Here is a 26,891-nt window from a genome sequence, read left to right as displayed (position 1 = left end):
GCCTTCGACGTGGCCGGCTCCGGCCGGGTGCTGGCCGGCTCCGACGAGTCCGGATCGACGCAGCTGATCGAGCTCGTCGACGGCGCGAGCACCCGGTTGACCGCGCTGTCCGGCGCGGTGACCGGCCCAAACCCCCACCACACCGGCATCCGCCGTCCGGCCTTCCGCAAATTCAATGGAAATTGGACGTCCAATTTCCATTGAATTTGCGGAAGTCGTCTTCTGACCGGGCCAGTTGTCCCACTCGTTCGGAGCGAGGCAGTGCTCGGGAGAGGGGGCCGGCCTTCGGGTGGAGGCGGGTCAGTTGTCGATTCGGCGGGCGCCCAGTTCTCGTTCGAAGAGTTCGACCGCAGCGGCTTCCGGGTCCGGGCCGACCGGGGTGTTCGCGTCGTACGGGGAGGACTCGGCGAGCATCGCTTCCGGGTCTTCCTCGTCGTCGGTGACCGGCTTCGGGGCGCGCTGCGGCTCCGGACGCCTGGTCGGCTCCGGGGGCGGCGGGACGTCGTCCGGCGGCGGGGGCTCGTCGTCCGGCGGTTCGGGCGGCGGCGGGATGTCGTCCGGTTCCGGCGGCCGCGGCACCGTGCCCTGGCGCGGCGACTGGCCCCGCGCCTGCCCGTTGGACGGGCGCGACGGCTGAGCGCTCGGACGGCTGGGGGCTTGGTTGTTCGGCTGCTCGGCGGGCGCCGGGTTCGCGGACTCGGCGGCGGCAGCGGTCGACTTGCGCTGCAGGGGCTGCTTCGGAGCGGCCTGGCGCGCCGGAGCGGGCGGCGGGGCCGCACCGGCCTCGACGCACTGGATCTCCCACTCGGCATCGCCGATGACCTGGCACAACGCCTGCCGGACGAAGTCCAGCCGCCGCTGCTGCGCGAACTGCTTGACCAGCCCGGACGTCGGCATCGACAGCACGAGCGCACCATCGCTGAGGTCCTGCACGGTGGCGTTGAGCAACAGCGCCTGCGTCGGCCGGTTCAGCTTCGCGACGGCCTGCAGCACCTCGCTCCACACCTGCCGCACCTTCGCCGCGTCGTACCCGCCCGCGGCTCCCGCCGCGGCAGGCGCCGCTCCGCCGCGCTGTGCCTCAGCGGCTCCGCCGCCACGGCTCGCGTTCGCAGCGCTGCTCTGCGGCTCCGCCGCAGCCGCAGCACCACCGGCAACGCCGTTCCGCTGCTCCGCAGCTCCACTGCTCGGCGACGCCGCAGCGCCGCCTCCGGCGGCACCACTCCACGCTGCGCCGCTCTGCGGCTGCGCCGAAGCTCCGCCGGAAACCTCGCTCCGCTGCTCCGCAGCACCACTCCGCTGCTCCGCAGCACCACTCCGCTGCTCCGCAGCTCCGCCTGTCGCACCGGCCGGAGCCTGAGCCGCAACATCGCTCTGCTGCTCCGCAGCTCCGCTGCCCTGCGCGGCTCCACCGCTCTGCGGCTGCGCCGCGACAGCACCATCGCCTTGCCCAGCCGCGCCGCTCTGCTCCGCAGCGCCGGCTTCCTCCGCCGCTCGCGCAGCTGCCGCGCGCTCGTGCGGGCGCTGGAAGACCCGCCGCGGCCGACCGTCACCGTCAGCCGCTGGCGCGGCTTCCGCCGGGGCCGCGGGGGCTCCGCCTTCGGCCGGTGCCAGGGTCGCTCGGCGCTCGACCCGCTCAAGTCGTTGCAGCAGCGCCGTTTCCGCGTCCGACACCGCCGGGAGCATCATCCGGGCGCAGAGGAGTTCGAGGAGCAGGCGGGGCGCGGTCGCTCCGCGCATCTCCGCCAGTCCGGTGTGGACGATCTCCGCGAAGCGGGAGAGGGTCGCCGGGCCTAGCTGATCGGCCTGCGTCCGCATCCGCTCCAGCTCGTCGCCCGCCGCGTCCACCAGACCGCGGTCGCCTGCGTCGGGCACCGAGCTCAGCAGCACCAGGTCGCGCAGGCGGTCCAGCAGGTCGGAGCCGAAGCGGCGCGGGTCGTGCCCGGCTTCCACCAGCCGGTCCACGGTCGCGTAGACCGCCGCCGCATCTCCGGCCGCGAGCGCGTCGACCATGTCGTCGATCAGGGCCACGTCGGTGACGCCGAGCAGCGCGACCGCCCGCTCGTAGGTGACGCCCTGCTCGGTCGCCCCCGCCAGCATCTGGTCGAGGACGCTCAGGGTGTCTCGCGCCGAGCCACCACCAGCCCGGATGACCAGCGGGAACACCGCCGGCTCCACCTGGACGCCCTCGTCGCCGCAGATGCGCTCGACGAGTTCGCGCATCACGCCCGGGGGCATCAGGCGGAACGGGTAGTGGTGGGTGCGGGACCGGATGGTGGTCAGCACCTTGTCCGGTTCCGTCGTCGCGAAGACGAAGATCAGGTGTTCCGGCGGCTCCTCGACGATCTTCAGCAGGGCGTTGAAGCCCTGCGTGGTGACCATGTGGGCCTCGTCGATGATGAAGATCCGGTACCGCGACTGGGCGGGCGCGTAGAAGGCCCGATCGCGCAGTTCGCGGGTGTCGTCGACGCCACCGTGACTGGCCGCGTCGAGCTCCACGACGTCGACGCTGCCGCCGCCTTCGGGGGCCAGCGCGATGCAGGAGTCGCATTCGCCGCACGGGTCGGGCGTCGGACCCTGCGCGCAGTTCAGCGAACGGGCCAGGATGCGCGCGCTGGAGGTCTTGCCGCAGCCGCGCGGCCCGGAGAACAGGTACGCGTGGTTGATCCGGCCGGAGGACAGCGCGGTCCGCAGCGGCTCGGTGACGTGTTCCTGCCCGACGACCTCGGCGAAGGTCGCGGGACGGTACTTGCGGTAGAGGGCGAGCGCCACGACCAGAACCCTACGCGGTACGACCGACAACCCGGAAAGGGCCCGAAGGGGCCCGGAAAGTAAGGGGACCCCGTGCACCCGCCAGAGCCCGCTTACCCTTGCTGCCTTCCGGCCCTGGGGGAGTTCACAGGATGGACGTCGCACGAGGTCCACGGACAGTGTAACCCGACGCCCGCAGTGCTCCGCGAGGCGGCCTCGCTCACTGCTCCGCAGGCACGTCCCCGGTCATCCGGCGCAGCGCCGCCACGTGCCCGAGATAAGCGGCCTTGCCCTGGTCGGTGAGCCGGAACCAGGTCCGCGGCCGCCGCCCGACAGCGCCCTTGCGGACCTCCAGATAACCGGCGTCCTCGAGGGCCCGCGAGTGCTTCGACAGCATCGAGTCGCTGAGCTCGGTCGAGTCGCGGACCGCCTTGAACTCCACCCAGTCCGCGCCACCGGCCAGCAGGGCGCAGATCGACAGCCTCGGCAGCGGGTGGATGACGGGGTCGATCATGCCCGCACCCTTCCCTCCGCGATGTCGCGCCCGATGCCCAGGTAGACGTTCCGGATGGCGAAACCGGCCGCCACCAACGCCGACTTCGCCTCGTCCATCCCAGCTCCCCAAGTCATCTACTTTCTACTTGGAAAGTACTTTACATCGACGCAGGAGCCGGTCAACCCCACCGGCGAGCGGTGCGCAAGCCCCTGATAGGCTTCCGCACGGAGGATTGGCCGAGCGGCCTAAGGCGCACGATTGGAAATCGTGTTGGGTTAATAGCCCTCACGGGTTCGAATCCCGTATCCTCCGCTCTCGAGGCGAATGCCCTCGCAAGACCGGGTCTTGCGAGGGCATTCGCCTTTTCGCGCTGGTGCAGTTCCATCCACCGACCCCGCGGAAGAGCCCACTCCTCTCCGAACAGATCGAGCCGACAGGGACCTTCACCTGTCCGGGTGCCGGGGATGCGCAGTTTCAATTGAAACTGTGATCCGCCGTGCGTGGGGCCCGCAGTTTCAATTGAAACTGCGGGCCCGACGAGGTCACCGGAGGGTGAAGCGGGCGATCTGGGGGTCGTGGTCGCTGGTCTGGTCCGCGAACTCCGCGTTGATGTGGACCACGTCGTAGTCGGCCTTCAGCGGCGGTGTCGCCAGGATGTGGTCGAGCTGCTGGGAGTTGCCCTCGTAGACGTAGCTGTAGCGCTCGAGCGGGGGCAGGGCTTCGGCCAGCGGGGCGAGCGCGCCGCCTTCGGTCAGGTGCTGGACCGCCGGGGAGAAGCCGTAGTCGTTGAGATCGCCGAGGACCACCACCTGGGCCTGGCCGTCGATGGCCCGCGCTTCGTCGACGAATCCGCGCACCGCCTGCGCCTGCTTCTCGCGCTGCAGCTCGGCGACGCGCTCCGGCGGCTGGAGGCGGCCGTGCAGCGGTTGGTCGCCGCCCTTGGAGTTGAAGTGGTTGGCCACCACCACGACCGTCCGGCCGCGGAACGAGAACTCGCCGGCCAGCGGCTTGCGGCTGTCCTTCCAGGCCTCGTTCGCCGGGTCGATACGGCCCGGCGAAGCCGTCAGGCCCACCCCGTTCCCCTGCGCGACCGGGTGCACCGGGGTCGTCGCGTCGCCGCCCGGACGGTCCACGAAGGACACCCGCGCCGGGTTGAAGAGGAACGCCACCCGGATGTTCCCGCCCGGCTGGCCGCCGTCGGCGTTGTTCTGCGGGTCGATCAGGCGCCACTCGTAGCGCGGGCCGCCCGCCGCCGCGATCGCGTCGGTGAACTGCTGCAGCGTCTTGTCGGCGGCCACCACGCCGTCGTCGATCGGCCCGTTGTTGTCCTGAACCTCTTCCAGCGCAACGACATCCGGCGACGCGAGGTGCTCGACGACGCCCTTGGCGAGGCGGTCGAACTTCGACTGGTCGTTGCCCGCGGCGAGGTTCTCCACGTTGTAGGTGGCGACCGCCAGCTCGTCTTCGCGCTGCCTGCGGGTCGATTCCGGTTGCAGGCCACCCGGCTGGTGCTCGCCGAGGCGCGTCGCTTCCAGGACGTAGCCGCCGAAGCGGGAGTAGTCCAGCGGTCCCTCGGTGGTGCCGTTCAGCCGGTCGCCGACGTTCGCCGCCGGGAACGGGCTGTCCGCCAGCGATTCGACCTTGAGCCGTCCCGCGTTCGGGTCGGCGTAGCCGGGGTAGGTGGTGCCGCCGCGGCTGTTGGCGTTCTGGTCCGGCTTGCTGGTGATCCACAGCGCGCGGTACGCATCGGTCGGCCCGACGACGCGCGCGTCGTCCACCCGCAGCAGCATGCTCTCGCGCGACTCGTAGTAGTCCAGCGCGTAGCTCTGCGGTTCCAGGTCCCGCTTGTCGATGTTGCCGTCCAGCGGCGCGTACTCGGTCGGCACCGCGTCCGGGCCGACGACCTCGGCGGGCGGAACTTCACCCGTGCCGGTGACCTGCCAGGTCGCGCCGACCAGTTCCGTCACCGACTGGTTCGGGGTGGTCTCCGGGGTTTCACCGGACGCGATCGGGTAGTACTCGGTGACCTTGCCGTCGACCGCCACCACGTCGCCGACCTTCACGGCCGGGGTCTGCTGCCCGGTGAAGACGAACAGGCCTTCGCTGGTGCGCGGGTCGCCGTCGGGTTCGGCGTCCTGGAACCAGAATCCGCGGACCGAGCCCTGGGCGCGAATTCCGGTGACGACGCCGGGAACGCCCGTCACCTGCTGACCGTCCAGCGGGGACACCCGGGTGGTGCCCTGGATGTCGTGGATGCGCACCACCGGTTCCGCGGTGGCGGCGGGAGCTAGGGACAGCAGCACCCCGGTAGCGATGAGCATTGACGTGACGCGCACTTCGGCTTCCCCTCGCCAAGCGATCTGATCGTGGCGAAGTTACCGGCTCGAAGCGACGAACGACACACGATCAAGTGAACAGATCCCCCGGTAGGACCGGTTGGACCAGCGCGTGCTGCTGCTTGCGCTGCTTCTCCTCGTTGATCCGCTGCTGCTTCTCGAAAGCGTTGGCCACCGTGATCGCGGCGATGACCACTGCCACGAGCAGGATTCCGGCCAGCGCTGCGGGCCACACGCGCTGCCGGTCGCGCCAAGTGCGCTCCGAGCCGTGCAGCAGCGCGGAGCGCAATTGCCGCCGTCGCAGCGAATCCGACTCCAGCAGGTACCGCTCGGCGTTCGGCGTGCTCGCGTACACCTGCGGCACAGTCGGTTTCGGCGCCTCCTCCGGTTTCTGCGGAGGCGGCGCCGGTGGCGGTGGTGGTTGCGGTGGTCCGGCCACGGCTGCGATTCCTCGGGGTTTTCCGGTCTCCCAATGGGAAAAACGCGAACGGGGCGACCACCGGGTGGCCGCCCCCGCGTCGATCAACCGAAGAGGTTGTTCAGGTGGTTGGTCAGCTTGGAGTAGTTGTTCGCCGCGCCGTCGGTGCTGTCGATCAGCTTCGCGAAGGCGTTGTTGACCGACTGGAACTGCTGGTTGTACTCGTTCGAGCGGGACTGGAAACCGGGCTGACCGGCACCTTCCCACTGCTTGATGGTCTCCTTGGCGTGGCTGTCGATGGTGGCCATGATGGCCTTGAAGCGCGACAGGTAGCCCTGCTGCTCCCCGGCCAGCCCCTGCAGCGCGCCGACGTTGCCGTAGACCTCGAATCCGGATCCGGAAGACATCGCGTAGTCGCCCCCTCGCTCAGCGGTTCATCTTGGCCGGGATGCCCGCGAGCTGCGAGCCGGCCGTCCGGAAGTCGTCGTGGGTGGTCTGGTCGTTGGTGCCGACCTGGGTCTGCGCCTCGCCGAGGTCGACGCCGTTGTCGTTGCACCAGCGGACCAGCTCGTCGAACCGCGTCTCCAGCTCGTAGCGGGCCTGCTGGAAAGCGGCCAGCGCGGACCCCTGGATGGCGTCCTTGTCCTTGGCCATGTCGTTGATCAGGTTCTGCAGCTGGGCGCGCAGGCCCTGCGCTTCGGTCCCGAGGTTCTGGCCTCCCTGGCCCATCGCGTTGGCGTTGGTGAGGCCGACGAAATTGCTCATGCCTGCCGATTCCTCTCGTCGGACTGGCCGGCCGACGCGCGCGAGGCGCTCACCGGCTTTCCCGGGATATGACGCACGAATTCCGAAAGCGGTTCCCCCCGAAGCCAGCCAAGGGCACCGGCGCGCACCGCGTCAAGCGGCTGCGGCGGTGGTGTGCACAACGATACGGTCGGGAACCGTTGCGGCGTTGGGAAAGTCCCACCAGGTGCGAGCGCATCCCGGGAAGCGGATGGAGGACGGCGAATGGGCGACATCGGGGTGAACCCCGGACAGGCGGTCAGCACGGGCAGCAACGCCGAGCAGACCGCGGGCGACTACGACAGCGTGGCCAGCGCGTTGCGCGGCGCGGTGGAGAGCGCCCGGACGGCAGCCGTCGAGCAGCCCTGCGCGAAGGGGTACGACCCGTTCGGCGAGGACGCGGTCTCGGCGATCAACGACCTCAAGAAGCACGGCATGACGCTGGGCAACAACTCCCAGTCCGGCGGCGGCGCGGCGTCCCAGACCGACCACGACAACGCGACCGGTTTCCACGGCGTCATCGGGCGGATGAACCGCTGACCTGATCAAGACTCCCCGGCCCGACATGCCCCGGCGTGTCGGGCCGAGTGCCGGTCACCGGCGCGGGGCGGCGAGTTGGGCGGCGATCTCGAGGTAGGCCTCGCGGGTTCGGGGCGCGACCTTGGTCGGGTCGAGCTGCCCGCCGCGAGCCAGGTGGCGGTCGAACGGGACCACCACGACCTTCGCCTGCTCGGCGAAGCGCTTCCGCAGCTCTGCGGTGACCTTGCAGCGGTCCGTGCCCGGCAGGCACACCACGACGATCAGCAGGGAGCCGAGGAGGCGCCGCGCGCCGAGGGCTTCGAGCCTGCCGAGCAGGTCGTGCGCGGACTGCACCGCGTCCTGGGTCGAGGTGGTGACCAGGACCGCCTGGTCGGCGTTGTGCAGCGCCGCGTCCGCGGCTTCGAAGGCTCCCGCACCGACGTCGAGCACCGTGAAGGCGTGGTGCTCGCGGAGCAGTCCGACGTATCGCGCCAGCTCACCGCCGGTGATGCGGTCCTGGCGGCGGGCGCTGTCGAGGATCCGCAGACCGCCGGGCGCCACCAGCGGCAGCGGGCGGTTCCCGCTGGGCGCGCTGAGGACCTGGACCGAGCGGGGTGCGGGCTGCTGCGCGAGCTTCCGGCCGAGCGAGTGGGTGCCGGACTGCGCGTCGGCGATCACCACCGGGTCGTGGCGCAACGCGGCCAGCGCGGCCGACACCAGCAGCGATGTGGTCGTCGTCCCCACGCCGCCCTTGCCCGCGACCGCGGCGATCACCCGCGGCTGCTGCTGACCTGCGCGGATCCGGGCGAGCAGGCGGCGTTCCCGCTCGGCGATCTCGGCCGCTCCCGGCGTGACCAGCCCGAAGCTGACCGACCGGAGCAGCCGTCGCCAACCGTGCGGGACCAGCGTCGGGGGCTCGGGATTCGCGACCGCTCGCAGCGCCGCGGCCGGTCCGCTCGGGGCCGGGTTCGCGCCGAGCGGCCGGTTCAACGCCGCAGGTCGAACGGCCGGTGTCCCGGGTGGCGGTGTGCCCGGCGGCTGCGCGGCCGGTGTTCCCGGAGGCGGGGTGAGCGGCATCCAGCCGCCCTTGACACCGGGCGGCATCGGCGGCTGGGCGTTGCGGCCGGCCTGGATCTCCTCCGGGCGGATCTTCTGCGTCGGCTCGGCGGACGGCACCGAGGAGGTCGGGTTGAGGCCGAGCGCCGCCGGGTCGATGCCCATCCGCCGCAGCTCCGCGGCGCTGGACTGGGCCCCGGCCTGCAGCTCCTCGCCCTGGGACTCGTCGCTCATGCCACTCCCTCCCGGATCACCGCGTCATCCCGCCGATCGCGTCGAACAGCCCGAGCGCCGTCGCCGCCACCGGCAGGACCAGCACGACCACGGCCAGCTCGACGATGTTGAGCGTGCGCTTGATCCGCGCCCGGACGATGTCGGACAGCGCCAGCGAGCTCAGCACCAGCGCCACCAGCACGACCGCGACCAGCGCCAGCAGCAGGAGCGGCCGCCGCGCCGGGAGGTCGTCCCAGTACAGGTGCAGCCCGTTCACCGCGAGCCCGACCAGCCCGGCCACCCGCAACGGCACGACGTGGTGGACCTGCGAGAACACCCGCGAGCGCAGCAGGACGGCGACCGCGACGACCGCGGCGAGCAAGCGGTCCGACAGCTGCTCGGACAGCGCCAGCGCGCCCACCAGCCAGATCGCGACCGCGGAGATGCCGAGCACGGAACCGGTGAGCAGCTCGGCGGAAAGCCGGATGCGCTTGGCCAGCTGAGCAGCGCCCAGCACGCTCGCGTTGCGCACCTGGTAGTCGGCGTTCGCGACGCCACCAGCGGCCAAAGCAACCCTCGGGAGAGCACCGATCACCAGCACGCAGATCACCGCAACAGCCCTCGTGACCTGCAAGGACGACACGTCGAACGCCGTCACCGCGGCCACCACCGAGCTGGCGATCGCCACCGTGCCGGTCGCCGCGAGGTGCGGTGCGGCGAGGCGAGTTCCGACGAACGATCCCGCCGCGACCACCGTGGCGACCACCGCGCCCGCGGCCTGGCCCGCCAAACTCGGCCACGCCCACAGACCCGCCAGCAACCACCCGCACAGCGCGCCCCAGCCGCAAGCCACCGCGAGCAGCACGCGCACCGCAGCGCGCTCGCCGCGCCACGCCGCCCAGAGCGCGGCACCGACCAGAACACCCGCCAATCCAGCGGCGGAGACGATCGGCAGCGGCTGCCCGATCACGCGCACCTCGCCGAACAACATCAGCAGAGCGAGCGCGAAAGCCGTGGTGTAGAGCGCGAATCGGAACGTGGCGCGCGGGTTCCAGAGCAGTCCGGCGTGGTCGATCGCGTCCTCGAGCGCGTCGCGCACGTCCTCGACGTAGGCCGGGCGGTTCTGCGTCCCGCGCACCTGGAGTTCGAGCAGGTCGCCGTCGGTGACACCGGCGTCGGTCAGGGTCCGGTCCGGCGCGATCTCGGCGCCACCGACGCGGGCCAGCACCCACCGCGCGGGCTCGGTGCGCTCGGTGTTCGGGGAGCACAGCTCCAGCAGCTGCGGCATCAGCTCGGACACCGCGCTGCCACCGGGAAGCGCGACGTCGACCCGCCGGTCCTCCGACAGCACCGTCACGCGGCTGTAGGCCCTCGTCAACCCGTTCCCTCCCGTGTCGACCTCTCCAGAACTCCGACGTCCTCGCGCCCGCTCGCGTTCCGCCGCAGCGTATCGATTTCAGAAGACCGCGAGGTGAAAGCTGGTTGAGTAGTTCCACACTTATCCACCGCACCGCGATCGGCTGGACTGGCCGGTGTGATCGCTGAGCAACAGACCCCCGCGCCGGTCGGAGCGCGGATCGCGGTGTCCCTGGCCACGTTCGTCGTGCTGATGCCCTGGCTGGGGTTCTGCCTGCTGCTGTTCGGGTTCTCGGCGATGTGCACCGACGACTTCGACGACTCCGACTGCGCCGAAGCGATGGGCACCCCGGTCGTGCTCGGCGTCCTCGGCCTGCTGCTGTGCGTGCTCCAGGTGGTCGTCGCGGTCCGCGGGAGGACCACGAAATCGGTTCTGCTGCGCGGGATCCCCGCGCTGGTGCTCGCTCCGCTCGGGGTTCTCCTGGTGGTTTCGCTGTACGTCGGGTGAATCGCCGCTGAGCAGCGGGCGACCAGAACCCGCCAAGTGGAACCGGACGTCCGCCTCGAACGTCACACCGATGGTTGAATCTCGGATGCCAGTCGAGGACGAAGGACGCGAACCGTGAGTTTCGATCCACGAGACACGAAAGCGAACGCGGGCACCATCCGATCCGCCGCCGGCGATCTGGAAGCGGTGTCCGGAAGTCTGACCGGCCACGGCCAGTCGGTGGGCAGCGCGCTGCGCACCACCGCCAAGTCGTTCTCCGATCTCATCTCCTCGCGCATCACCTCGCAGGCTGCCTACAACGAATCCGCCTGCCAGACCGCGGTGTCCGCGGTGATCTTCGGGCAGGCCGTCACCGACGGCTGGGCCGAGGACGTCGAGTGGTTCAAGCGCGAGCGCGAAAAGCTGATCAAGCAGTGGAACGAAGCCGAGGACAGCAACTTCGGCGTCCAGAAGCCCGAGCTCGCCAAGGTCCCGGCCGACGAGAAGCAGGAGAAGCTCTCCTCCTACGACAGCAAGGTCGCCTCGGCCAAGTCCGCGAAGCTCGAAGAGCTCAACAAGAAGGCCGCCGACCTGTGGGAGCGCTTCCAGGACAAGGCGGGCACCCGAGGCAGCCAGCTCACCAACGGCCCGACCCCGGAAGCCCTCCACCAGCTCGACGCGGCAGGCCTCCTCCCCCTGGCGGCGACCTCCCTCTTCGGCAGCGACTGGACCCCGGCCCGCCCCCACGCCCTGCTGGCCAGCCTCATCGACAAGGGCGTGCTACCGGCGAAGTTCGCCGAGATGAGCGCCGCTGAAGTCGAGAAGGCCCTGACCAACCCCGACGACCCCAAACTCGCGCAGGCCCTGGTGAACCACGGCCAGGGCTCCATGGGCAGCGACCCGATCGCCAAGGAACTCCAGGCCCTGGCCAAGGCCGGCGACGCCCAGGGCATCAGCAAGCTGCTCGGCGGCCTGTCCGGCGAACAGCAGCACTGGTACGCGCTCCTGCTGGCCCCGGCCATCGGCAACCTCTCCGGCGCCTCCTTCGACATGCGCGCGACGTCGAACCGCGTCCGCATCAACGCTGCGCTGGGCGACAAGAACGCGGACATCGCGAGCCTGAAGAAGCGCATCGAGAAGCTGCAGGGCGAGCTGTCGGACACCTCCGGCTACAACCCCTACGGCGGGGGCTACAACCTCGAGAACGCCCGGATCGCGCAGGAGATCCAGGACCTGAAGAAGCAGCTGGAAGCGGCGGAAACCCGTTCCAAGACGCTGGAAGGCATGCTCACCGACACCCGCACGAACTACGGGCACCTGCCGGGCGAGCCCAACCAGGTGCACCGCAAGATCGTGTACTTCGACCCGAAGGACGACGGCGCGGTGGCCGAGCTGCTCGGCAACATCAACAAGGACACCAAGAACGTCGGCGTGCACGTGCCCGGGACCGGCACCGACATCGACAACTTCGGCGGCGTCGCCGACAAGGTCGAGGGTTTCGTCCGGGAAGCCGACCGGTCCGGCGACAACCTCGCCATGGTCGCCTGGATGGGCTCGGACCTGCCGGACAGCGTGCCGAAGGACGCTCCGTTCGTGAACTACTCCGAGGACGGCGGGAAGAAGCTGGCCGGTTTCTCCCACGAGCTGCGCCAGGAGATGAACAGGAACGTCCCCGACAACGACCTCGGGATCACCGTGTCCGGCCACTCCTACGGCGGCGCGGTCGTCGGCAAGGGCGAAGTGCACGGCATGGACGCCAACCGGATCCTGCACATCGAGTCGGCGGGCATGGGGCACAACGTGGACAGCCCGGACGACTACAACAACCCGAACAAGCACGTCTCCCGGTACTCCATGACGGCACCGAGCGATGCGATCGGCGCCATCCAGGGCAAGAACGGCCCGGACTGGCTCGGGATGGGCAACTTGGGCCACGGCGCGGACCCGGACGAGTTCGACGGAGTCACGCGCCTGGAGACGGGCCGCTACTCGGACGACCCGAAGAACGTGCCCGACGGCGAGAAGCCGGGTTCGGTCATCGCGGGTCCCACGAAGTCGCACAGCAACGTGTTCTCCTACGACTCGGACGCCTGGTGGAACATGTACAACGTCCACACCGGCGGCCAGGTCGAGGTGTACCAGGAACCGGCGCGGATCGACACGGGGCATGGTGTGATCGAGCGGGAGCAGGTGGATCTGCCCAACTACGAGCCGGAGTACGAGGACGTCAAGTGAAAACCAAGGGCCTCATCGGAATCGTCGCGTCTGCCGTTCTGGTCTCGGCCGCTGGTTGTGCGACTCCCGGCGGCCAGCCGGAACGACCTGCCGAGGGAGGGAAAGTGGAGAGCGAGGAAGTCCTCAACTCCGAAGCGCAGAAGGTCCGCGCCGCGGTGGACCAGCTGGTCGGCGAGCTCCCGGGGGTGACCGGTACGGAAGCCGACACCGACCGCGCGGAGCCCTGCGGCATGTCCGGCACCGGTCCGGACGGCAAGCCGAGCACCGAGTACCAGTGGATCTACTCGGTCCAGGTCAAGGTGGACGGCCGCACCGGCCAGGAAGTGCTGGAACCGTTCCTGCAGGCCAACGGGGTTCGCGAACCGCGGAACCGGACCGGGATCACCTACAAGGTCACCCGCGGTGACGTCACCATGAACGTGACCGTCAACGACGAGGAGCCGGAGGGCGGTGTCACCGGAGCCACCCGCTGCATCGACACCGGCACCCAGCTGTCCGGCTGAACCGCCGGGCTCGTTCGTGAAGAGGCCGACGCCGCTGAGCGCGGAGCCGTCGAACTGATCTCGTGAGGTAGTCAGGTGGGGACGACGCAGGTGCGGCGTCCGGCTCGGTTGGACGTGCCGGATCCGGGGGTCGAGCCGATCGTGGTGGCCGCGCCGCCGCAGCAGTCGGACGCGACCCCGCAGTCCACCAGCGCGGCGATGATCATCATGCCGCTGGTGTCCGGGTCGGGGTCGCTGCTGATCACGCTCACCAACCAGGACCGACCGCTGTTCGCCGCCGCGGGCATGCTGTTCCTGATCGCGTCGGTGGCGCTGGGCGTGGTGCTGTTCATCGGCAGCCGCTCGGGCCCGCGCAAGCGGATGCGGCTGCAGCGCGAGCGCTACCTGGACTACCTCGAAGACCTGCGCCGGACGCTGCGGGAGATCGTCGCGCTGCAACGCGACGGCGCGGCGTTCCGGCATCCCGATCCGCACACGCTCCTGGACGTCTCGCGCCTGCCGCAGCGCCGCTGGGAGCGGCGGGCCACCTCGCCGGACTTCCTGGAGCTGCGGATCGGCATCGGCCCGCGTCCGCTGGCCCGCCCGCTGAACCTGCTCGTCGACGACTCGAATCCGCTGGTCAGCTACGACCCGGTGTCGTTGGGCACGGCGCAGCAGCTGGTCACCCGGTACGAGTCGCTGGCCGATCAGCCGGTGCCGATCCGGCTCGCCGAGGCGGGCTGCGTGTCGGTCGTCGGCGACCGCGAGGCCGGTCGGCGGGTGGCGCGGGCGCTGGTCGGGCAGCTCGTCGCGTTCCACTCCCCGGACGACGTGCGGTTGGCCGTGGTCCGGCACGAGCGCTTCGCCGAGCAGTGGGACTGGGCCAAGTGGCTGCCGCACACGCTGGACGATTCGCGCGCCGACGGTCCCGTGCCGGTCCGGCTGATCAGCTCCACCACCGGCGAACTCGCCCAGCTGCTGGCCGACGAGCTGGAGCACCGCCGCGAGGACCTGTCCCGGCGCCGGGGCAAGCCGCCGGGCGCGGGCACCCAGCGGCTGGTCGTCGTGGTGGACGGCGAGGCGCAGCCGTCGCTTGCCGGGATCGAGGCCGCGGCCGGAACGTCGCTGGCCGACCTGGGCATCCACCTGATCTGCTTGCTCGGCACCCCGCGCGAGGAGCCGGAACGCGTCGACCTGCGCGTCGAGGTCGTCCCGGACGGCAGCGCGCGGATCTCCGGCGAGAGCACCCAGTTCCGGGCCGACGGGCTGTCCCCGGCCGAGCTGTCCTCGCTGGGCCGCGAACTCGCCCCGCTGGTGGTCGTGGAGTCCGAGGGCGAGGAGCTGCTGAGCTCGACCGTCGGGCTCGCCGACGTCCTCGGCGTGCCCGACGTCGCCGCGCTGGACACCGCGAGCACCTGGCGGCCGCGCCCGATGCGCGAGTTCCTGCGGGTGCCGATCGGCATCGGCGTGGACGGGCACCCCGTCATGCTGGACCTGAAGGAATCGGCCTTCGGCGGGATGGGCCCGCACGGACTGGTCGTCGGGGCGACGGGTTCCGGCAAGTCGGAGATGCTGCGCACGCTGGTGAGCTCGCTGGTCATCGGGCATTCGCCGGACCGGCTGGCGCTGCTGCTGGTGGACTTCAAGGGCGGCGCGACCTTCGCCGGGATGCGGCAGCTGCCGCACCTGGCGGGCATGATCACGAACCTGGCCGACGACCTGTCGCTGGTCGACCGGTTCCGCGACGCGCTGGACGGCGAGATGCTGCGCCGCCAGCAGCTGCTCTCCGACGCCGGCAAGCAGGCCGGCGTCGATCTGCCCAATGTGGACGCTTACGAGGACCTGCGGGCCACCGGCGCGCCGCTGGAACCGCTGCCGCACCTGCTGGTGATCATCGACGAGTTCAGCGAACTGCTGTCGGCGAAACCCGAGTTCGCGGACCTCTTCGTGGCGGTGGGCCGGATCGGCCGGTCGATCGGCGTGCACCTGCTGCTGGCCACGCAGCGGCTGGAGTCCGGCAAGATCCGCGGGCTGGAATCGCACCTGTCGTACCGGATCGGGCTGCGGACGTTCAGCGAGGGCGAATCCCGCGACGTCATCGGCGTTCCCGACGCCTACCACCTGCCACCGGAACCGGGCTCGGGCTACCTCAAGGTCGACACCAGCGTCTTCGAGCGCTTCAAGGCCGCCCTGGTGACCACCCCGTACCGCCCGCCGCGGGAGCGGGAGCGCGGCAGCGATCTCGTCGTCCCCTACACCGCGACCAACGGGCTGGCCGGGTTCCTCCAGCAGCGCCGGGACCTGGCGCGCAAGGCCGCGCAGGACGCCGCCGACCAGGCCGCCGAGTCCGATCGGACGGTGCTGCAGGTGGCGGTGCAGCGGCTGGTCGAGTCGGGCGCCCGCCCGGTGCGGCAGGTGTGGGTCGATCCGCTGCCGTCCGCGCTGCCGCTGGACCGCGTGCTGGATTTCGAAGCCGACGGCGCCGCAGCCGATCCGCAGCGCGTCACCGCGCTCCTGGGCATCGAGGACATCCCCGCCGAGCAGCGGCAGCAGGCGCTGGAGTGGGACTTCACCGGCGCCGAGGGCAACCTCGTGGTGCTGGGCGCGCCGCAGACCGGCAAGTCGACGCTGGTGCGCAGCATGCTCGCGTCGATGTCCCTGCGCTACGCGCCGGGCCAGGTCGCGTTCTTCTGCGTCGACTACGGCGGCGGCACGCTGGTCCCCTTCGAGCAGCTGCCGCACGTCGCGGCGGTGGCCACCCGAGCCGACCCGGACCGCGTGCGCCGGACGATCTCCGACGTGCAGGGCATGCTCGACGAGCGGGAGCACCTGTTCCGGGTGCACGGCCTGGATTCCGCCGCCGAACTGCGCCGCCGGCGCGCGGCGGGCGAGGTCCCGCCGTCGGTGTTCGGCGACGTGTTCCTGGTGCTCGACGGCTGGGGCGTGTTGCGCGAATCCGATCTGGACCTGGAAGAAGTGGTCATGGACATCGCGGGCCGGGGGCCGGCGCTGGGCGTGCACACCGTGCTGACCGCCAACGCCGGCAACCAGGTCCGCGTCCGGCTGGCGTCCTCCTTCGGCGGCCGGCTGGAGCTGCGGCTCAACGACCCGTTCGAGTCGCACATCGACCGCCGCGCGGCCGACGAGCTGCCGAAGGACCAGCCCGGCCGGGTCCTGGTGCCGTCGGAGAACTACGCGCAGGTCGCGCTGCCGCGCATCGACGGCAGCGCCACCACCGACGACCTGACCACCGGCGTGCAGGAGCTCATCGCCGAGGTGGCCCAGCGCTGGCCGGACGGCGCGGTCCCGGTGGTGCAGGTGCTGCCGGAACGCGTCGAGCTGCGCGCGATCCCGGGTCACGACGACCCGAACGCCCCCGGCCTGGTGCTCGGCCTGTCCGAGCGCGACCTCGGCCCGGCCCGCATCGACCTGTTCGGCAACGACCCGCACCTGCAGGTCTACGGCGATCCGCAGACCGGCAAGTCGACGCTGGTGTCGAGCCTGCTGACCCAGCTGACCGGCCGGATGACCTCGTCGGAGCTGGGCATCGTGCTGGTCGACTACCGCCGCACCCACCTCGAGGAGGTGCCGGACGAGTACCTGCTGGCCTACTGCACGTCCGCCACGCAGACCGCGCAGGTCGTCCAGGAGGTGTGCACGGGCCTGAAGGAGCGGATGCCGGGCCCGGACGTCACGCCCCAGCAGCTGCGCGACCGGTCGTGGTGGGACGGCTTGGAGGTGGTGGTCGTGGTCGACGACTACGACCTGGTGTCCACGGCCTCCGGGAACCCGCTGGCCCCGCTGGCCGAGTTCGCCCCGCAGGGCCGCGACCTGGGCCTGCACCTGGTCCTGACCCGCCGGACCGGCGGCGCGTCCCGCTTCCTGTTCGAACCGCTCACCCAGTCCCTGAGCGACATGGGCAGCCCGGGAGTCCTGTTCTCCGGCGACCGGATGGAAGGCCGCCTGATCAACGCGACGGCCTCCCGGACCCTCCCACCGGGCCGAGCCCTCCTGGCCCGCCGGAGCATGCCACCGGTCCAGGTCCAGACGGCGATCCCGTGAGACGTCAGTCGTCCGCCTTCTCCGGCTGCGGTGCTGCGTAGTGGGTCTGCCCCCAGGCGGCCCGGGCTCCCGAATCGCCGATTCGCACGACCTGGACAGCCGACACCGCTGCGAGGACGACCGTGGCGACGGCGAGCGCCGCGACGATCGACTTCATCGCGAGACGGCTGGTCGCTCCTGATCCCTCGCGGCGTGATCGCCGGTCCAGCCACACGAGCGCGGTGCCTGCGACGAGCAGACCGGCCACGAAGACCAGGAGCTGGTCGCCGAGGTGGGTGTGCTGCCGGATGAGCTCGGTGGGGACGAGCCGGTGCTCCAGCCCTTCGCCGCTGCTCGTCGCCACGGGTACCGACGCGGTGGCGGCAGCAGTGACGGCGACGGCGAGCCAGCCGTACCGGCGGCGCGCGGCGGGCCAGACCGCCACGGTCACCGTGGCCAGCACTGCCAGTGGCACCAGGACGACGACGGCGTGCACGACGAGGACGTGCACGGGTAGTCCGTTGAGGAACACAGGCATGCAGGACTCCTGATCAAGTCGGATCGGACCCTGCTCAGCTTGACCGGGTTTTCTTCGAGGTTCCTTGGAACCTCCGCGACCGGCAGACCTGGGAATGCGCAGGCCTGGGGATGAAGAAGGGCCGGTCCCCTGCGGGAACCGGCCCTTTCGAGCGGTAGCGGTGGGATTCGAACCCACGGTGGCTGTTAACCACACACGCTTTCGAGGCGTGCTCCTTAGGCCGCTCGGACACGCTACCGCCGACTAGGTTACAGGTCGGGTCGCGCGACTCGACGAGGGGGTCAGCGCCAAGCGCGGAGCGCTTCCGCCAGTGCGGTCCGGGCGCGGAACAGGCGACCTCGAACCGCCTGCTCACCTGCGCCGATGCGCTCGCCGATCTCCAGGTAGGACAGGCCGTCGAGCTCGGCGAGCACCCAGACCTGGCGCTGCGGCGGCGGCAGGTCACCCAGGGCGCGCAGCAGCTCGATCACCCCGGCACCCGCCTCGACCGCCCGCTCCGGGTCGGCCAGCGGCGCACCACCGGCGACCGATCGCTGCTCCGGCACCGACCACACCGGCTCGGTTCGACGGGTGCGCCTGGAGCGCAGGACGACCAGGCAGCGGCGGCGCGCGATCTGGAACAGCCAGGTCCGCAGAGCCGCCGGTTCGACGAGTTCCCCGGCCCGCCGCCACACCGTGAGGAACGCGTCCTGGACCACGTCCTCGGCATCCGCGCGATCGCCCAGCATCCGCAGCGCCATGCCCAGCAGCGGGGCCGAGCAGCGGTGCACCAGTTGTTCGAAGGCAGCATCGTCACCTGCGGCGATGCGCTCTGCCAACACCGCATCGGTCGGCTCCACGTCACTCCCCTGCAACGCGATGGGTCCGCCCCGACGTAGCGGAGCGGACCCATCGTCACAGGCCCCGGTCTCGAAGGTGCCCAGGACAGGCCACCCGAACCGGTGGAATATTCCGCAAAGGCCGCTGAACTCGTCCTTCGCGGCAGCGGCCCTAGCTGTCGTCGTCCTTGCGGAGGCGATCCTTGGCTTCGTCCACGGCTCCGGCAGCCCGGTCCTTGATGTCCTGGCCGGTTTCCTTGACCTCGCCCTCGATCTTGTCGCGTTGCCCGGCGCGCTTCACCTCATCGTTCCCGGTGGCCTTGCCGAGGGCTTCCTTCGCCTGTCCGACCAGCTGCTCCGCCTGCTGCTTGGCCTTGTCGAACACACCCATCGGTCACTCCATCCCTTCGGGAACACGTGCACCAGTTCGGGTACCCGGATAGCCGCCGCATTACGGCTCAGCGGTCGATATCACTCCGATGGGTGGCGAAGAACTCCTCCAGCACGGCGGCGCAGTCGTCGGCCAGCACCCCGCCGACGACCTCGGGCCGGTGGTTCAGCCTGCGGTCGCGCACCACGTCCCACAGCGATCCGACGGCACCGGTGCGCGGCTCCCACACCCCGAACACCACTCGAGCCACCCTGGCCAGCACCAACGCGCCCGCGCACATCGTGCAGGGCTCGACCGTGACCGCGAGGGTGCAGCCCTCCAACCGCCAGCCGTCGCCGTGCACCGCGGCCGCGGCGCGCAGCGCGAGGATCTCGGCGTGCGCGGTGGGGTCGTGGAGGGCTTCGCGCTGGTTGTGCGCCTGCGCGAGCACCCGGCCGTCCTGGTCGACCACGACCGCGCCGATCGGAACATCCCCTGTGGACGGTGCTTCGGCGGCGACGCGCAGCGCGGCCCGCACCAGCTCGACGTCACCGGCGCGGAAACCGGAATCGCTCACTGCTCCAACTTCTCCAGCAGCTTCTCGAAGTCGTCCCCGAACCCGCAGCGCTGGGCGATCATCACCAGCTGCTCGTCCGGGTAGAGGTCGACCTCTTCGATGATCACCAGCAGCTCGCCCTCGGGCAGCCCCAGGTCGGACAGGATGGACAGGTTGCCCTCCGGCCAGACCTCCTCGTCGTCCTCGTCGGGCGGTTCGACGCGCAGCAGGTCGAGGACGTCGGCGGCGATGTCGTAGTCCAGCGCCGCGGCCGCGTCCGACAGCAGCAGGTCCACCCCACCGGGTACCGGCCGGATCAGCACGAAGAACTCGTCGTCCACATTGCACATGCCGAACACGGCACCCGTGGAACGCAGCTCGCGCAACGCCGTGATCGAGGCGTCCAAGCCGGTCAGCGCGGTTTTGTCCATCGCGCTGCACCGCCACCGCCCGTCTTCGCGCACCACGGCGACGGCGAAGCCCGCGACCGGCTCCTGCAGCGTCATGGGGACACCGTAAAGCGTGCGAACGCCACCCGAAAGCACTATTGCGCGCTCGTAACCTTCCGGGCACCGAATCCCGCTCGACCGGGTGCGCGGTGACCGGTCGGGTTCGGGCAGGATGGACGGATGCGTGCCGTGTGCGTGATCGGACTGGGACTCATCGGCGGCTCGGTGCTGCGGGCCGCCTCCGCCGCCGGACGCCCCGCCTGGGGCAGCACCAAATCCGAAGCCGACGCCGACGCAGCGCGGGCGGACGGCTTCGAGGCCCTCGAGATCGACGAGGCGCTGAGCCGCGCCGCCGCCGAGGACGCGCTGATCGTCCTGGCGACGCCGGTGACCGCCGTCCGCGGCGTGCTGCGCAAGATCGCCGAGCACGCCCCCGACGCGTGGCTGACCGACGTGGTCAGCGTCAAGGATCCGGTCGACGCCGAGGTCCGCAGCGTCCTGCCGGAAGCCCGCTACGCGGGCGGACATCCGATGGCCGGCCTGTCGAGCTCCGGCTGGGAGGCCGGTTCGGCCGAGCTGTTCCGGGGCGCGGCCTGGGCGGTGACCATCGAGGAGGACACCTCCCTCGAGGCGTGGCGGGAGGCCGCGCAGCTGGCGCTGGACTGCGGCGCCCAGGTGGTGCCCACCTCCGCTGCCGCGCACGACTCGGCCGTCGCCCGGATCTCCCACCTCCCGCACGTGTTCGCCGCGGTCCTCGCCGCCGTCGGCGCGGACGGCGGACCGCTCTCGCTGTCGCTGGCTGCGGGTTCCTTCCGCGACGGCACGCGAGTCGCGGGCAGCTCCCCGGAGCTGGTCCGGGCCATGACCGAGGGCAACCGGAGCGCCCTGCTCGACGCGGTCGACGACGCCCTCGGCCGGCTGGGCGCGGCCCGCGGCTCCCTCGCCTCCACCGGCGGCCTGAAGTCCACAGTGGACTCCGGCTACGCGGCCCGCCGGTCCCTCGAGGCCCTGGCGACGACCACCCGCACCACCACGACCGTCCGCCTCGACGGCAACGCCCCGGAGCGCCTCCGCGAACTCGGCGACCTCGGCGGCCGAGTCGTCGCCCTCACCCCGGACACGGCCCAGGTCGAACTCCCCACCCCGTCCTGACGCACCCGTGATCCGCAAATTCAATGGAAATCAGACCTCTGATTTCCATTGAATTTGCGGAACTCCCCACCGACCCCGGAACCCGCCCACACCCCTCAGCACCGACACACCCCGGCATGTCCGACCCCGACACACCCCGGCATGTCGGGGTCCCGACACGCCGGTGGGACTGCAGTTTCAATTGAAACTGCGGATCCCAGGCACGGCGGATCACAGTTTCAATTGAAACTGCGTTCAGTCCGGACTGAAGGATCTGCGCCTGATCGGGTGGGGGTTCCGGGCACGAAGAGAGGCCGCCCTGTGCGTGGGGCGGCCTCTCCATGATCCGCTCCGACCACTGCCGCACCGGGACGGCCCTCACCAGGTCCCGTGCCGCAGCGTGGGTCGGGCGGCGATGTTCTGCTGTCTACTGCTGGCCGGGTTCCGGCTTCGACTCGCCGCCGAGGAACTCCTTGCCCTTCTCGACGGCCTGGTCGATCTCGCCCTCGTGGCCGAACTTCTCCTTGGCCTTGTCCGCGGCCGCGTCGAGCCCCTGGCCGATCTTGTCCCCGTGCTCCTTGCCCAGGTCCTTCATCTTGTCCGCGAAGTCGCCGATACCCATGGTGCTCCCTTCGGGGTTGCGGGATAAGTCCTCGGGCTACGCACCGCCTCGCTGAACCTAAGCCCGACGCGCGGGACCCGCAGAGCATCAGGATCGCGTTAACACGTTCGAGCGATCTTGCCGAGCGCTGAGCGCAGGTCTACCGTTGCCCATGACCGGATGACCAGATTTCAAATCCGGTCACGGAGTCAACGGAGGTGCCGGTGCCGCAACCGACCGAACGAGCCGACCGCATCCTCGACGCAGCCGGTGAGCTGATGATCCGGCTGGGCTACCGGAAGGTGACCATCGAGGACGTCGCCCGCCAGGCCGGCATCGGCAAGGGCACCGTCTACCTGCACTGGCGCACCAAGGAGCGGCTGTTCGAAGCACTCATCCTGCGCGCGTCGGCGGAGCTGATCGACGAGCTGGCGGCCGACCTGCGGCGCGATCCGCGGGAGATCCAACCGCACCGGTTCCTGCGCACCGCGTTCCTCGCCACCCAACGCCGCCCGCTGCTGCGCGCGCTGGTCACCGCGGACGCGGAGCTGCTCGGAAGCCTCGCCGACTCCCCGGCGCGGGCCAGGGAGCAGCAGATCACCGACCGCTACTTCGCGCTGGTCGGCAAGCACGGCCTGGTGCGCGACGACGTCCCGCACCTGGTCTACGCGATCAACGCGACGACCACCGGCTTCTACACCATGGGCTCGATCAAGCCGGGCCTGGCGACGCTGGACGACGAGGCCGCGGCGGACGTCCTGGCGCACACCGTCCAGCACGCCTTCGAACCCGACGTCGACCCCGACCCCGACTCGCTGGCCTCGGCCGCGGCCGAGATCGCCGACCTGTTCGACGAGCTGAACACGTCCTACCGGGAGCGGATATACGCCGACCCGGAGTCCGAGCGGGGCTGATCCCACCGCTCGATCCACGGAAAGGGGCAACAGATGACGACCCTCGCCGACACCTGGGGAATCAACGAAGCGCAGTTCTGGCTGCGCGGCGTGCACCCCGACCAGCCCGTGCAGCACGATCCGGATGCCGGGCTCTGGAACGTCTACGGCTACCCCGAGATCGTGCAGGCGCTGAGCGACCACAGCACCTTCTCCTCCAACACCCAGCGCCTCATCCCCGACCTGGGCAGGCAGTTCTCCAGCGAGGGCAACCTCGTGCAGATGGACCCGCCGGACCACAACAAGCTGCGCAAGCTGGTCAGCCACGCGTTCACGCCGAAGGTCGTCGCGGACCTCGAACCCCGCATCGCCGGGCTCACCAACGAGCTGCTCGACGCGGTCTCCGACCGGACCGAGCTGGTCGCGGACCTGGCCTACCCGCTGCCGGTGATCGTGATCGCCGAGCTGCTGGGCGTGCCGAGCAGCGACCGCGGGCTGTTCAAGAAGTGGGTCGACGCGATGTTCAACAGCACCAACAAGGTCACGCTCAAGGCCCGGAGCAAGGAGCAGGAGGAGTACTTCGCCCGGGCCATGGAGCAGGTCCAGGAGCTGTCGGACTACCTGATCTCGCACGCCCAGGAACGGCGGGAGCAACCGCGGGAGGACCTGCTGACCAAGCTGGTCGAGGCCGAGGTCGACGGGGTGCGGCTCACCGACGGCGAGGTGGCCAACTTCGCGATGGTGCTGCTCATCGCCGGGCACATCACCACGACGATGCTGCTGGGCAACACGGTCCTGTGCTTGGACGCGCACCCGGAGCAGCTCGCGAAGGTGCGGGCCGACCGGTCGCTGGTGCCCAAGGCGATCGAGGAGTCGCTGCGCTTCTTCAGCCCGTTCGCGGCCGTCTCGCGGGCGACGTGGAAGGACACGGAGCTGGGCGGGCAGATCATCCCCGCTGATCAGGTGGTGCTGATGTGGGTCGCGGCGGCCAACCGCGATCCCCGGGAGTTCGAGAACCCGGACGTCTTCGACGTGACCCGGGATCCGAACCCGCAGATCGCCTTCGGCCGGGGCATCCACTTCTGCCTGGGCGCACCGCTGGCCCGGCTGGAAGGGCGGGTGGCGCTGAACATCCTGCTGGACCGGTTCCCCGACCTGCGGACCGATCCGGCTGCGCCGCCGGAGTTCATGCCCGCTCCGACCATGACCGGGGTGAACAAGCTCCCGCTGCTGCTCTGAGCTTCGGGGGTGGAGCGAACGGACCGTTCGCCTCGCCAGATGGCGCGAACGGTCCGTTCGCTCCGGGTCACGCCGGCACGGCCTCGTGCTCGGTCGCGGTTGCCTGCTCCGGAATCGCGACCGGCTCCGCGGCCGGGGTGGTCGGCATCCGCCAGAACAGGCCGAGGGCGAGGACGGCGACGACGGCCGATGCCGGGCCCAGCGCCCACCAGCCCCACTGCGCGGCGACCGCACCGCCGGTGATCCCGCCGAGGCCCATGCCCAGGTAGAGCGCGGAGGAGTTGAACGCGATCACCACCGCGGCGCCGGTCGGGGTCAGCGAGATCAGCCGGTGCTGGACGGCCGGCATGATCCCCCAGCCGCCGAGCCCCCACAGCACCAGCAGCGCCCCGGTGGCCACCAGCGAACCGCCCGCGAGCGGCAGGAACGCCAGCCCCGCGGTGAGCAGCAGCAGCGATCCCACGATGCCGACGCTCGAACCGAAGCGGTCGGTGATCCGGCCGACCACGGCGTTGCCCATCGCACCCGCGACGCCGTAGACGAACAGCAGCACGCCGAGCGTTCCCGCGCCCGCGCCGGTCAGCGCGGACAGCATCGGCGAGGCGTAGGTGTAAGCGGCGAAGTCGGCGAGGGACGCGAGCATCGAGACCACCAGCACCCAACCGACGGCCTTGTTGCGCAGCACCGACACCCGCTCGCGGACCCGCATCGCCGGCGGCGCCGGGACCGGCGGCAGCGCCAGCAGCGCGGTCGAGGCGAGGACGCCGAGCCCCGCGATCATCCAGAACAGCGCCTGGTAGCCCAGGGATCCCTCCAGCAGCACGCCCAGCGGCACACCGATCACCGTGGCCAAGGTCAGCCCGGCGAGCACCACCGACACCGCGCGGCCGCGGCGGTCCAGCGACACGAGATCGGCGGCGATCACCACCGCGGTCGGGGTGAACAGGCTCGCGCCCAGCGCGCCCACCACGCGCGCCGCGGTGAGGGTGCCGAAGTCCGGTGCGAGCGCGGTGGCGATGTTGCCCACCACGAACAGTCCCAGCGACAGCCACAGCAGCTTCCGGCGCTCCCACTTACCGACCACAGTGGACAGGACCGGGGCGCTGATGGCGTAGGTGAGGGCGTGCACGGTGACCAGCTGGCCGGCCGTCGTGACCGGCACACCGACGTGCGCGGCGATGGCCGGGAGCACCCCGGCGACCAGGTACGACCCGGTGTTGATGACGAAGGTGCCGACGGCGAGCACCAGGAGCCGGAATTGCATTGGCGTCCCTCGGGATGGCGGGGTGGGCAGGGCAGCACGAATCGCACGACGACCCGGGGGTCGATCGCGTGGAGCTGGGGGATCCGCGACCTCGTCAGGGCATGACGGGGTCAGCGGTGCGATGTGTTCGGTTGGGGATGACCCTGCAACTGCGGACGGCCAAGAAGACCAGACCCGTTCTCGGTGTCAGGTGGAACAACGGCCACAACCGGGCCGCACCCGGGATTTCGATCGAGCCCCGAGCGGTGTTAACAGCCGTGTCCCGGATCACAAGCAACGCGCAGTGACTGCGCCCCGGACGCTCGTTGACCCGATCGAGCAGGGCGGCGAATTCCCTTTCCCCACTTGGGTTTTCATTCCGCCGCACGAACAACGGCCTCGATGCGGGCCCAGGAGTTCGACCGGATGGCCGTCGGCGTCGCCGTCCTCCTTTGCGGTTCCCGCAAAGAACTTTGTCGACCTGCCGCTCACGCGGGCAAGTTGGTGGCAGACCGGAACGACGGAGATGGGGAAACGTGGACGAGCAGTTCTGGGACGAGAGGTACCGCAGCCGCGACCAGCTCTTCAGCGGCAACCCGAACGGGGTGCTCGTCGCCGAGGCGAGCGACCTGCCGCCCGGGCAGGCGCTCGACGTGGGGTGCGGCGAAGGCGCCGATGCGCTCTGGCTGGCCCGGCGCGGCTGGTGCGTCACCGGGGTCGACATCTCCCGAGTCGCCCTGGAGCGCGCCGCCCGGACCAGCGCGGACCTCGCCGACCGCATCGCGTGGCAGCACGGCGACCCGACCACCACGCCACCGCCGGCGGACTCGTTCGACCTGGTCAACGTCCAGTACTTCCCGCTCCTGCAGCAGCCGGGCCACTCCGCGCTGCGCGGCCTGCTGTCCGCCGTCGCACCGGGCGGCACCCTGCTGTTCGCCAGCCACGACCCCGCCGACCTGCCGCCGGACCAGGAACGCGACTTCGACCCCGACGACTTCTACCGGCCCGAGGACGTCGTCGCGCTCCTCGACGACAGCTGGACCGTCCTGATCGACGAGACCCGACCGCGCACTGCTCCCGCGCCGCCGGGCACCCACCACGTCCACGACGTCGTCCTGAAGGCCCGGCGCCAGGGCTGAACCGCTACCCGACCGGGTCTCGCGCGGCAATTGAGTTGTTCCGGCGGCTCGGCTTGGGGGATTCTGCGCGGCATGAGCAATGCCACCGACACCTTCTCCGCCTGCCTCCGCGGGTTGGACGTGCCCGGTCAGGTCGTCGAGTTCACCACCGAGGTGCCGACCGCCGCCGCGGCCGCCGAACAGCTCGGCTGCGAGGTCGGCGCGATCGCCAACAGCCTCGTCTTCACCGCCGACGACGAGCCGCTGCTGATCATCGCCAGCGGCGCGCACCGCGTGGACACCAAGCACGTCGCGCGACTCCTCGGCGTGGGCAAGATCCGCCGCGCCACCCCGGAGTTCGTGCAGGAGGCCACCGGCCAGCCGGTCGGCGGAGTCGGCCCGGTCGGCCACCCCCGGCAGATCCGCACGGTCGTGGACCGGATGCTCGCCGACCACCCCGTGGTCTGGGCGGGCGCGGGCACCAAGCACGCCATGTTCCCCACGACCTTCGACGAGCTCGTCCGCATCACCAACGGCCTCCCCGCCGAGGTCGAAAAGCCCTGACCGCAGGGGGTCCCGTCCCGGCTTCCGCAATTTCAATGGAAATCAGAGGTCCGATTTCCATTGAAATTGCGGAACTCATCCACAGGAACCCGGACCTGTCCACAACTGTCGGCGTGTCGGATCCCGACGCACCTCGGCATGTCGGGGTCCCGACACGCCGGTGGGACTGCAGTTTCAAATGAAACTGCGGATCCCAGGCAC

The 26,891-nt window shown here is 70.7% G+C and carries 26 protein-coding genes, 2 tRNA genes and 1 other RNA gene; 12 read left to right on the top strand and 17 right to left on the bottom strand.

Annotation, left to right across the window (positions count from 1 at the left end):
- On the top strand, positions 1 to 204 hold a 204-nt coding region (locus tag OU415_RS32825), incomplete at its 5' end, for a hypothetical protein (protein ID WP_270953396.1).
- Positions 205 to 300: 96 nt separating this feature from the next.
- On the opposite strand, the gene OU415_RS32820 is transcribed toward OU415_RS32825, so the two are convergent.
- The 3 genes from OU415_RS32820 to OU415_RS32810 all read right to left on the bottom strand — a co-directional run bounded on the left by OU415_RS32820 (position 301) and on the right by OU415_RS32810 (position 3,262).
- Positions 301 to 2,769 (bottom strand): DNA polymerase III subunit gamma and tau, encoded by a 2,469-nt coding sequence (locus OU415_RS32820; protein WP_270953395.1) that lies wholly within the window; start codon positions 2,767 to 2,769, stop codon positions 301 to 303.
- A 59-nt stretch (positions 2,770 to 2,828) separates the two neighbouring features.
- An RNA gene (gene ffs, locus OU415_RS32815) (signal recognition particle sRNA small type) lies at positions 2,829 to 2,923 on the bottom strand.
- A 45-nt stretch (positions 2,924 to 2,968) separates the two neighbouring features.
- A complete protein-coding gene (locus OU415_RS32810) occupies positions 2,969 to 3,262 on the bottom strand; it encodes a winged helix-turn-helix domain-containing protein (protein ID WP_270953393.1) in 294 nt (97 codons plus the stop codon).
- Positions 3,263 to 3,470: 208 nt separating this feature from the next.
- Here OU415_RS32810 and OU415_RS32805 point away from each other — a divergent pair.
- Positions 3,471 to 3,556 (top strand) — tRNA-Ser (locus OU415_RS32805).
- A gap of 230 nt (positions 3,557 to 3,786) precedes the next feature.
- Here OU415_RS32805 and OU415_RS32800 read toward each other — a convergent pair.
- The 4 genes from OU415_RS32800 to OU415_RS32785 form a co-directional block, all read right to left on the bottom strand.
- The gene (locus OU415_RS32800) at positions 3,787 to 5,565 is read right to left on the bottom strand and encodes an endonuclease/exonuclease/phosphatase family protein (protein WP_333779257.1); all 1,779 of its coding nucleotides are present in this window, start codon (positions 5,563 to 5,565) and stop codon (positions 3,787 to 3,789) included.
- A gap of 85 nt (positions 5,566 to 5,650) precedes the next feature.
- Positions 5,651 to 6,019: a hypothetical protein gene (locus tag OU415_RS32795; protein ID WP_270953391.1), complete on the bottom strand. Its 369-nt coding sequence runs from the start codon at positions 6,017 to 6,019 to the stop codon at positions 5,651 to 5,653.
- Between the two features lie 83 nt (positions 6,020 to 6,102).
- Positions 6,103 to 6,405: a WXG100 family type VII secretion target gene (locus OU415_RS32790; RefSeq protein ID WP_270953390.1), complete on the bottom strand. Its 303-nt coding sequence runs from the start codon at positions 6,403 to 6,405 to the stop codon at positions 6,103 to 6,105.
- A 19-nt stretch (positions 6,406 to 6,424) separates the two neighbouring features.
- Complete coding sequence (locus OU415_RS32785; RefSeq protein WP_270953389.1) at positions 6,425 to 6,763, bottom strand: hypothetical protein; 339 nt, start codon at positions 6,761 to 6,763, stop codon at positions 6,425 to 6,427.
- A gap of 243 nt (positions 6,764 to 7,006) precedes the next feature.
- On the opposite strand from OU415_RS32785, the gene OU415_RS32780 reads away from it, so the two are divergent.
- Positions 7,007 to 7,321, top strand: a complete 315-nt coding sequence (locus tag OU415_RS32780) for a hypothetical protein (RefSeq protein ID WP_270953387.1) — start codon at positions 7,007 to 7,009, stop codon at positions 7,319 to 7,321.
- Between the two features lie 54 nt (positions 7,322 to 7,375).
- Here the strand turns inward: OU415_RS32780 and OU415_RS32775 are convergent, their stop codons facing one another.
- The gene (locus OU415_RS32775; RefSeq protein WP_270953386.1) at positions 7,376 to 8,590 is read right to left on the bottom strand and encodes a MinD/ParA family ATP-binding protein; all 1,215 of its coding nucleotides are present in this window, start codon (positions 8,588 to 8,590) and stop codon (positions 7,376 to 7,378) included.
- Between the two features lie 16 nt (positions 8,591 to 8,606).
- On the bottom strand, positions 8,607 to 9,947 hold the full coding sequence (gene eccD, locus OU415_RS32770; protein WP_270953385.1) for a type VII secretion integral membrane protein EccD: 1,341 nt from the start codon (positions 9,945 to 9,947) through the stop codon (positions 8,607 to 8,609).
- A gap of 156 nt (positions 9,948 to 10,103) precedes the next feature.
- On the opposite strand from eccD, the gene OU415_RS32765 reads away from it, so the two are divergent.
- The 4 genes from OU415_RS32765 to eccCa all read left to right on the top strand — a co-directional run bounded on the left by OU415_RS32765 (position 10,104) and on the right by eccCa (position 17,191).
- Positions 10,104 to 10,433, top strand: a complete 330-nt coding sequence (locus OU415_RS32765) for a hypothetical protein (RefSeq protein WP_270953384.1) — start codon at positions 10,104 to 10,106, stop codon at positions 10,431 to 10,433.
- Between the two features lie 114 nt (positions 10,434 to 10,547).
- Positions 10,548 to 12,647, top strand: coding sequence for an alpha/beta hydrolase (locus OU415_RS32760; RefSeq protein ID WP_270953383.1), 2,100 nt, complete (start codon positions 10,548 to 10,550; stop codon positions 12,645 to 12,647).
- Between the two features lie 104 nt (positions 12,648 to 12,751).
- On the top strand, positions 12,752 to 13,150 hold the full coding sequence (locus tag OU415_RS32755; RefSeq protein ID WP_270953381.1) for a hypothetical protein: 399 nt from the start codon (positions 12,752 to 12,754) through the stop codon (positions 13,148 to 13,150).
- A gap of 75 nt (positions 13,151 to 13,225) precedes the next feature.
- Positions 13,226 to 17,191 (top strand): type VII secretion protein EccCa, encoded by a 3,966-nt coding sequence (eccCa, locus tag OU415_RS32750; RefSeq protein ID WP_270953380.1) that lies wholly within the window; start codon positions 13,226 to 13,228, stop codon positions 17,189 to 17,191.
- Positions 17,192 to 17,195: 4 nt separating this feature from the next.
- Here the strand turns inward: eccCa and OU415_RS32745 are convergent, their stop codons facing one another.
- From OU415_RS32745 to OU415_RS32720, 6 genes are all read right to left on the bottom strand, one after another.
- Positions 17,196 to 17,708 carry a DUF2231 domain-containing protein gene (locus OU415_RS32745; protein ID WP_270953379.1) on the bottom strand — a complete coding sequence of 171 codons (513 nt, stop codon included), beginning with the start codon at positions 17,706 to 17,708 and terminating at the stop codon, positions 17,196 to 17,198.
- Between the two features lie 152 nt (positions 17,709 to 17,860).
- Positions 17,861 to 17,946, bottom strand: a tRNA-Ser gene (locus OU415_RS32740).
- 43 nt (positions 17,947 to 17,989) lie between these two features.
- Positions 17,990 to 18,547, bottom strand: a complete 558-nt coding sequence (locus tag OU415_RS32735) for an RNA polymerase sigma factor (RefSeq protein ID WP_270953378.1) — start codon at positions 18,545 to 18,547, stop codon at positions 17,990 to 17,992.
- 151 nt (positions 18,548 to 18,698) lie between these two features.
- On the bottom strand, positions 18,699 to 18,917 hold the full coding sequence (locus OU415_RS32730; RefSeq protein ID WP_270953377.1) for a CsbD family protein: 219 nt from the start codon (positions 18,915 to 18,917) through the stop codon (positions 18,699 to 18,701).
- 67 nt (positions 18,918 to 18,984) lie between these two features.
- Complete coding sequence (locus tag OU415_RS32725; protein WP_270953376.1) at positions 18,985 to 19,473, bottom strand: nucleoside deaminase; 489 nt, start codon at positions 19,471 to 19,473, stop codon at positions 18,985 to 18,987.
- A complete protein-coding gene (locus OU415_RS32720; RefSeq protein WP_270953375.1) occupies positions 19,470 to 19,958 on the bottom strand; it encodes a tRNA adenosine deaminase-associated protein in 489 nt (162 codons plus the stop codon). The genes OU415_RS32725 and OU415_RS32720 overlap by 4 nt, the downstream gene beginning before the upstream one ends.
- Before the next feature lie 123 nt (positions 19,959 to 20,081).
- Between OU415_RS32720 and OU415_RS32715 the strand changes: the two genes are divergently transcribed.
- Positions 20,082 to 21,053, top strand: a complete 972-nt coding sequence (locus OU415_RS32715; protein ID WP_270953374.1) for a prephenate dehydrogenase — start codon at positions 20,082 to 20,084, stop codon at positions 21,051 to 21,053.
- A gap of 406 nt (positions 21,054 to 21,459) precedes the next feature.
- Here OU415_RS32715 and OU415_RS32710 read toward each other — a convergent pair whose 3' ends face one another.
- Positions 21,460 to 21,654, bottom strand: a complete 195-nt coding sequence (locus OU415_RS32710; RefSeq protein WP_270953373.1) for an antitoxin — start codon at positions 21,652 to 21,654, stop codon at positions 21,460 to 21,462.
- A 203-nt stretch (positions 21,655 to 21,857) separates the two neighbouring features.
- Between OU415_RS32710 and OU415_RS32705 the strand changes: the two genes are divergently transcribed.
- Together OU415_RS32705 and OU415_RS32700 are read left to right on the top strand one after the other, a co-directional pair.
- Entirely contained in the window at positions 21,858 to 22,547 is a 690-nt protein-coding gene (locus OU415_RS32705) for a TetR/AcrR family transcriptional regulator (protein WP_270953372.1), read from the top strand.
- A gap of 33 nt (positions 22,548 to 22,580) precedes the next feature.
- Positions 22,581 to 23,765: a cytochrome P450 gene (locus OU415_RS32700; RefSeq protein ID WP_270953371.1), complete on the top strand. Its 1,185-nt coding sequence runs from the start codon at positions 22,581 to 22,583 to the stop codon at positions 23,763 to 23,765.
- A 67-nt stretch (positions 23,766 to 23,832) separates the two neighbouring features.
- On the opposite strand, the gene OU415_RS32695 is transcribed toward OU415_RS32700, so the two are convergent.
- Positions 23,833 to 25,029 (bottom strand): MFS transporter, encoded by a 1,197-nt coding sequence (locus OU415_RS32695; RefSeq protein WP_270953370.1) that lies wholly within the window; start codon positions 25,027 to 25,029, stop codon positions 23,833 to 23,835.
- A 515-nt stretch (positions 25,030 to 25,544) separates the two neighbouring features.
- On the opposite strand from OU415_RS32695, the gene OU415_RS32690 reads away from it, so the two are divergent.
- Positions 25,545 to 26,147 (top strand): class I SAM-dependent methyltransferase, encoded by a 603-nt coding sequence (locus OU415_RS32690; RefSeq protein WP_270953369.1) that lies wholly within the window; start codon positions 25,545 to 25,547, stop codon positions 26,145 to 26,147.
- Positions 26,148 to 26,219: 72 nt separating this feature from the next.
- The gene (locus tag OU415_RS32685) at positions 26,220 to 26,690 is read left to right on the top strand and encodes a YbaK/EbsC family protein (protein WP_270953368.1); all 471 of its coding nucleotides are present in this window, start codon (positions 26,220 to 26,222) and stop codon (positions 26,688 to 26,690) included.
- Positions 26,691 to 26,891: the final 201 nt, after the last annotated feature.

It is taken from the genome of Saccharopolyspora oryzae (assembly GCF_027853915.1).
GTDB classification, from domain to species: Bacteria; Actinomycetota; Actinomycetes; order Mycobacteriales; family Pseudonocardiaceae; genus Saccharopolyspora; species Saccharopolyspora oryzae.
Note: the sequence above shows the minus strand (reverse complement) of the source record. Positions and strands in the feature narration are given on the sequence as shown.

Coding starts and splice junctions, on each gene's coding strand:
- OU415_RS32745 (WP_270953379.1), bottom strand. CDS start 17,708: ATGCCTGTGTTCCTCAACGGACTACCCGTGCACGTCCTCGTCGTGCAC.
- OU415_RS32695 (WP_270953370.1), bottom strand. CDS start 25,029: ATGCAATTCCGGCTCCTGGTGCTCGCCGTCGGCACCTTCGTCATCAAC.
- OU415_RS32800 (WP_333779257.1), bottom strand. CDS start 5,565: ATGCTCATCGCTACCGGGGTGCTGCTGTCCCTAGCTCCCGCCGCCACC.
- OU415_RS32785 (WP_270953389.1), bottom strand. CDS start 6,763: ATGAGCAATTTCGTCGGCCTCACCAACGCCAACGCGATGGGCCAGGGA.
- OU415_RS32720 (WP_270953375.1), bottom strand. CDS start 19,958: ATGACGCTGCAGGAGCCGGTCGCGGGCTTCGCCGTCGCCGTGGTGCGC.
- OU415_RS32790 (WP_270953390.1), bottom strand. CDS start 6,405: ATGTCTTCCGGATCCGGATTCGAGGTCTACGGCAACGTCGGCGCGCTG.
- OU415_RS32715 (WP_270953374.1), top strand. CDS start 20,082: ATGCGTGCCGTGTGCGTGATCGGACTGGGACTCATCGGCGGCTCGGTG.
- OU415_RS32775 (WP_270953386.1), bottom strand. CDS start 8,590: ATGAGCGACGAGTCCCAGGGCGAGGAGCTGCAGGCCGGGGCCCAGTCC.
- OU415_RS32685 (WP_270953368.1), top strand. CDS start 26,220: ATGAGCAATGCCACCGACACCTTCTCCGCCTGCCTCCGCGGGTTGGAC.
- OU415_RS32780 (WP_270953387.1), top strand. CDS start 7,007: ATGGGCGACATCGGGGTGAACCCCGGACAGGCGGTCAGCACGGGCAGC.
- OU415_RS32700 (WP_270953371.1), top strand. CDS start 22,581: ATGACGACCCTCGCCGACACCTGGGGAATCAACGAAGCGCAGTTCTGG.
- OU415_RS32730 (WP_270953377.1), bottom strand. CDS start 18,917: ATGGGTGTGTTCGACAAGGCCAAGCAGCAGGCGGAGCAGCTGGTCGGA.
- OU415_RS32710 (WP_270953373.1), bottom strand. CDS start 21,654: ATGGGTATCGGCGACTTCGCGGACAAGATGAAGGACCTGGGCAAGGAG.
- OU415_RS32810 (WP_270953393.1), bottom strand. CDS start 3,262: ATGATCGACCCCGTCATCCACCCGCTGCCGAGGCTGTCGATCTGCGCC.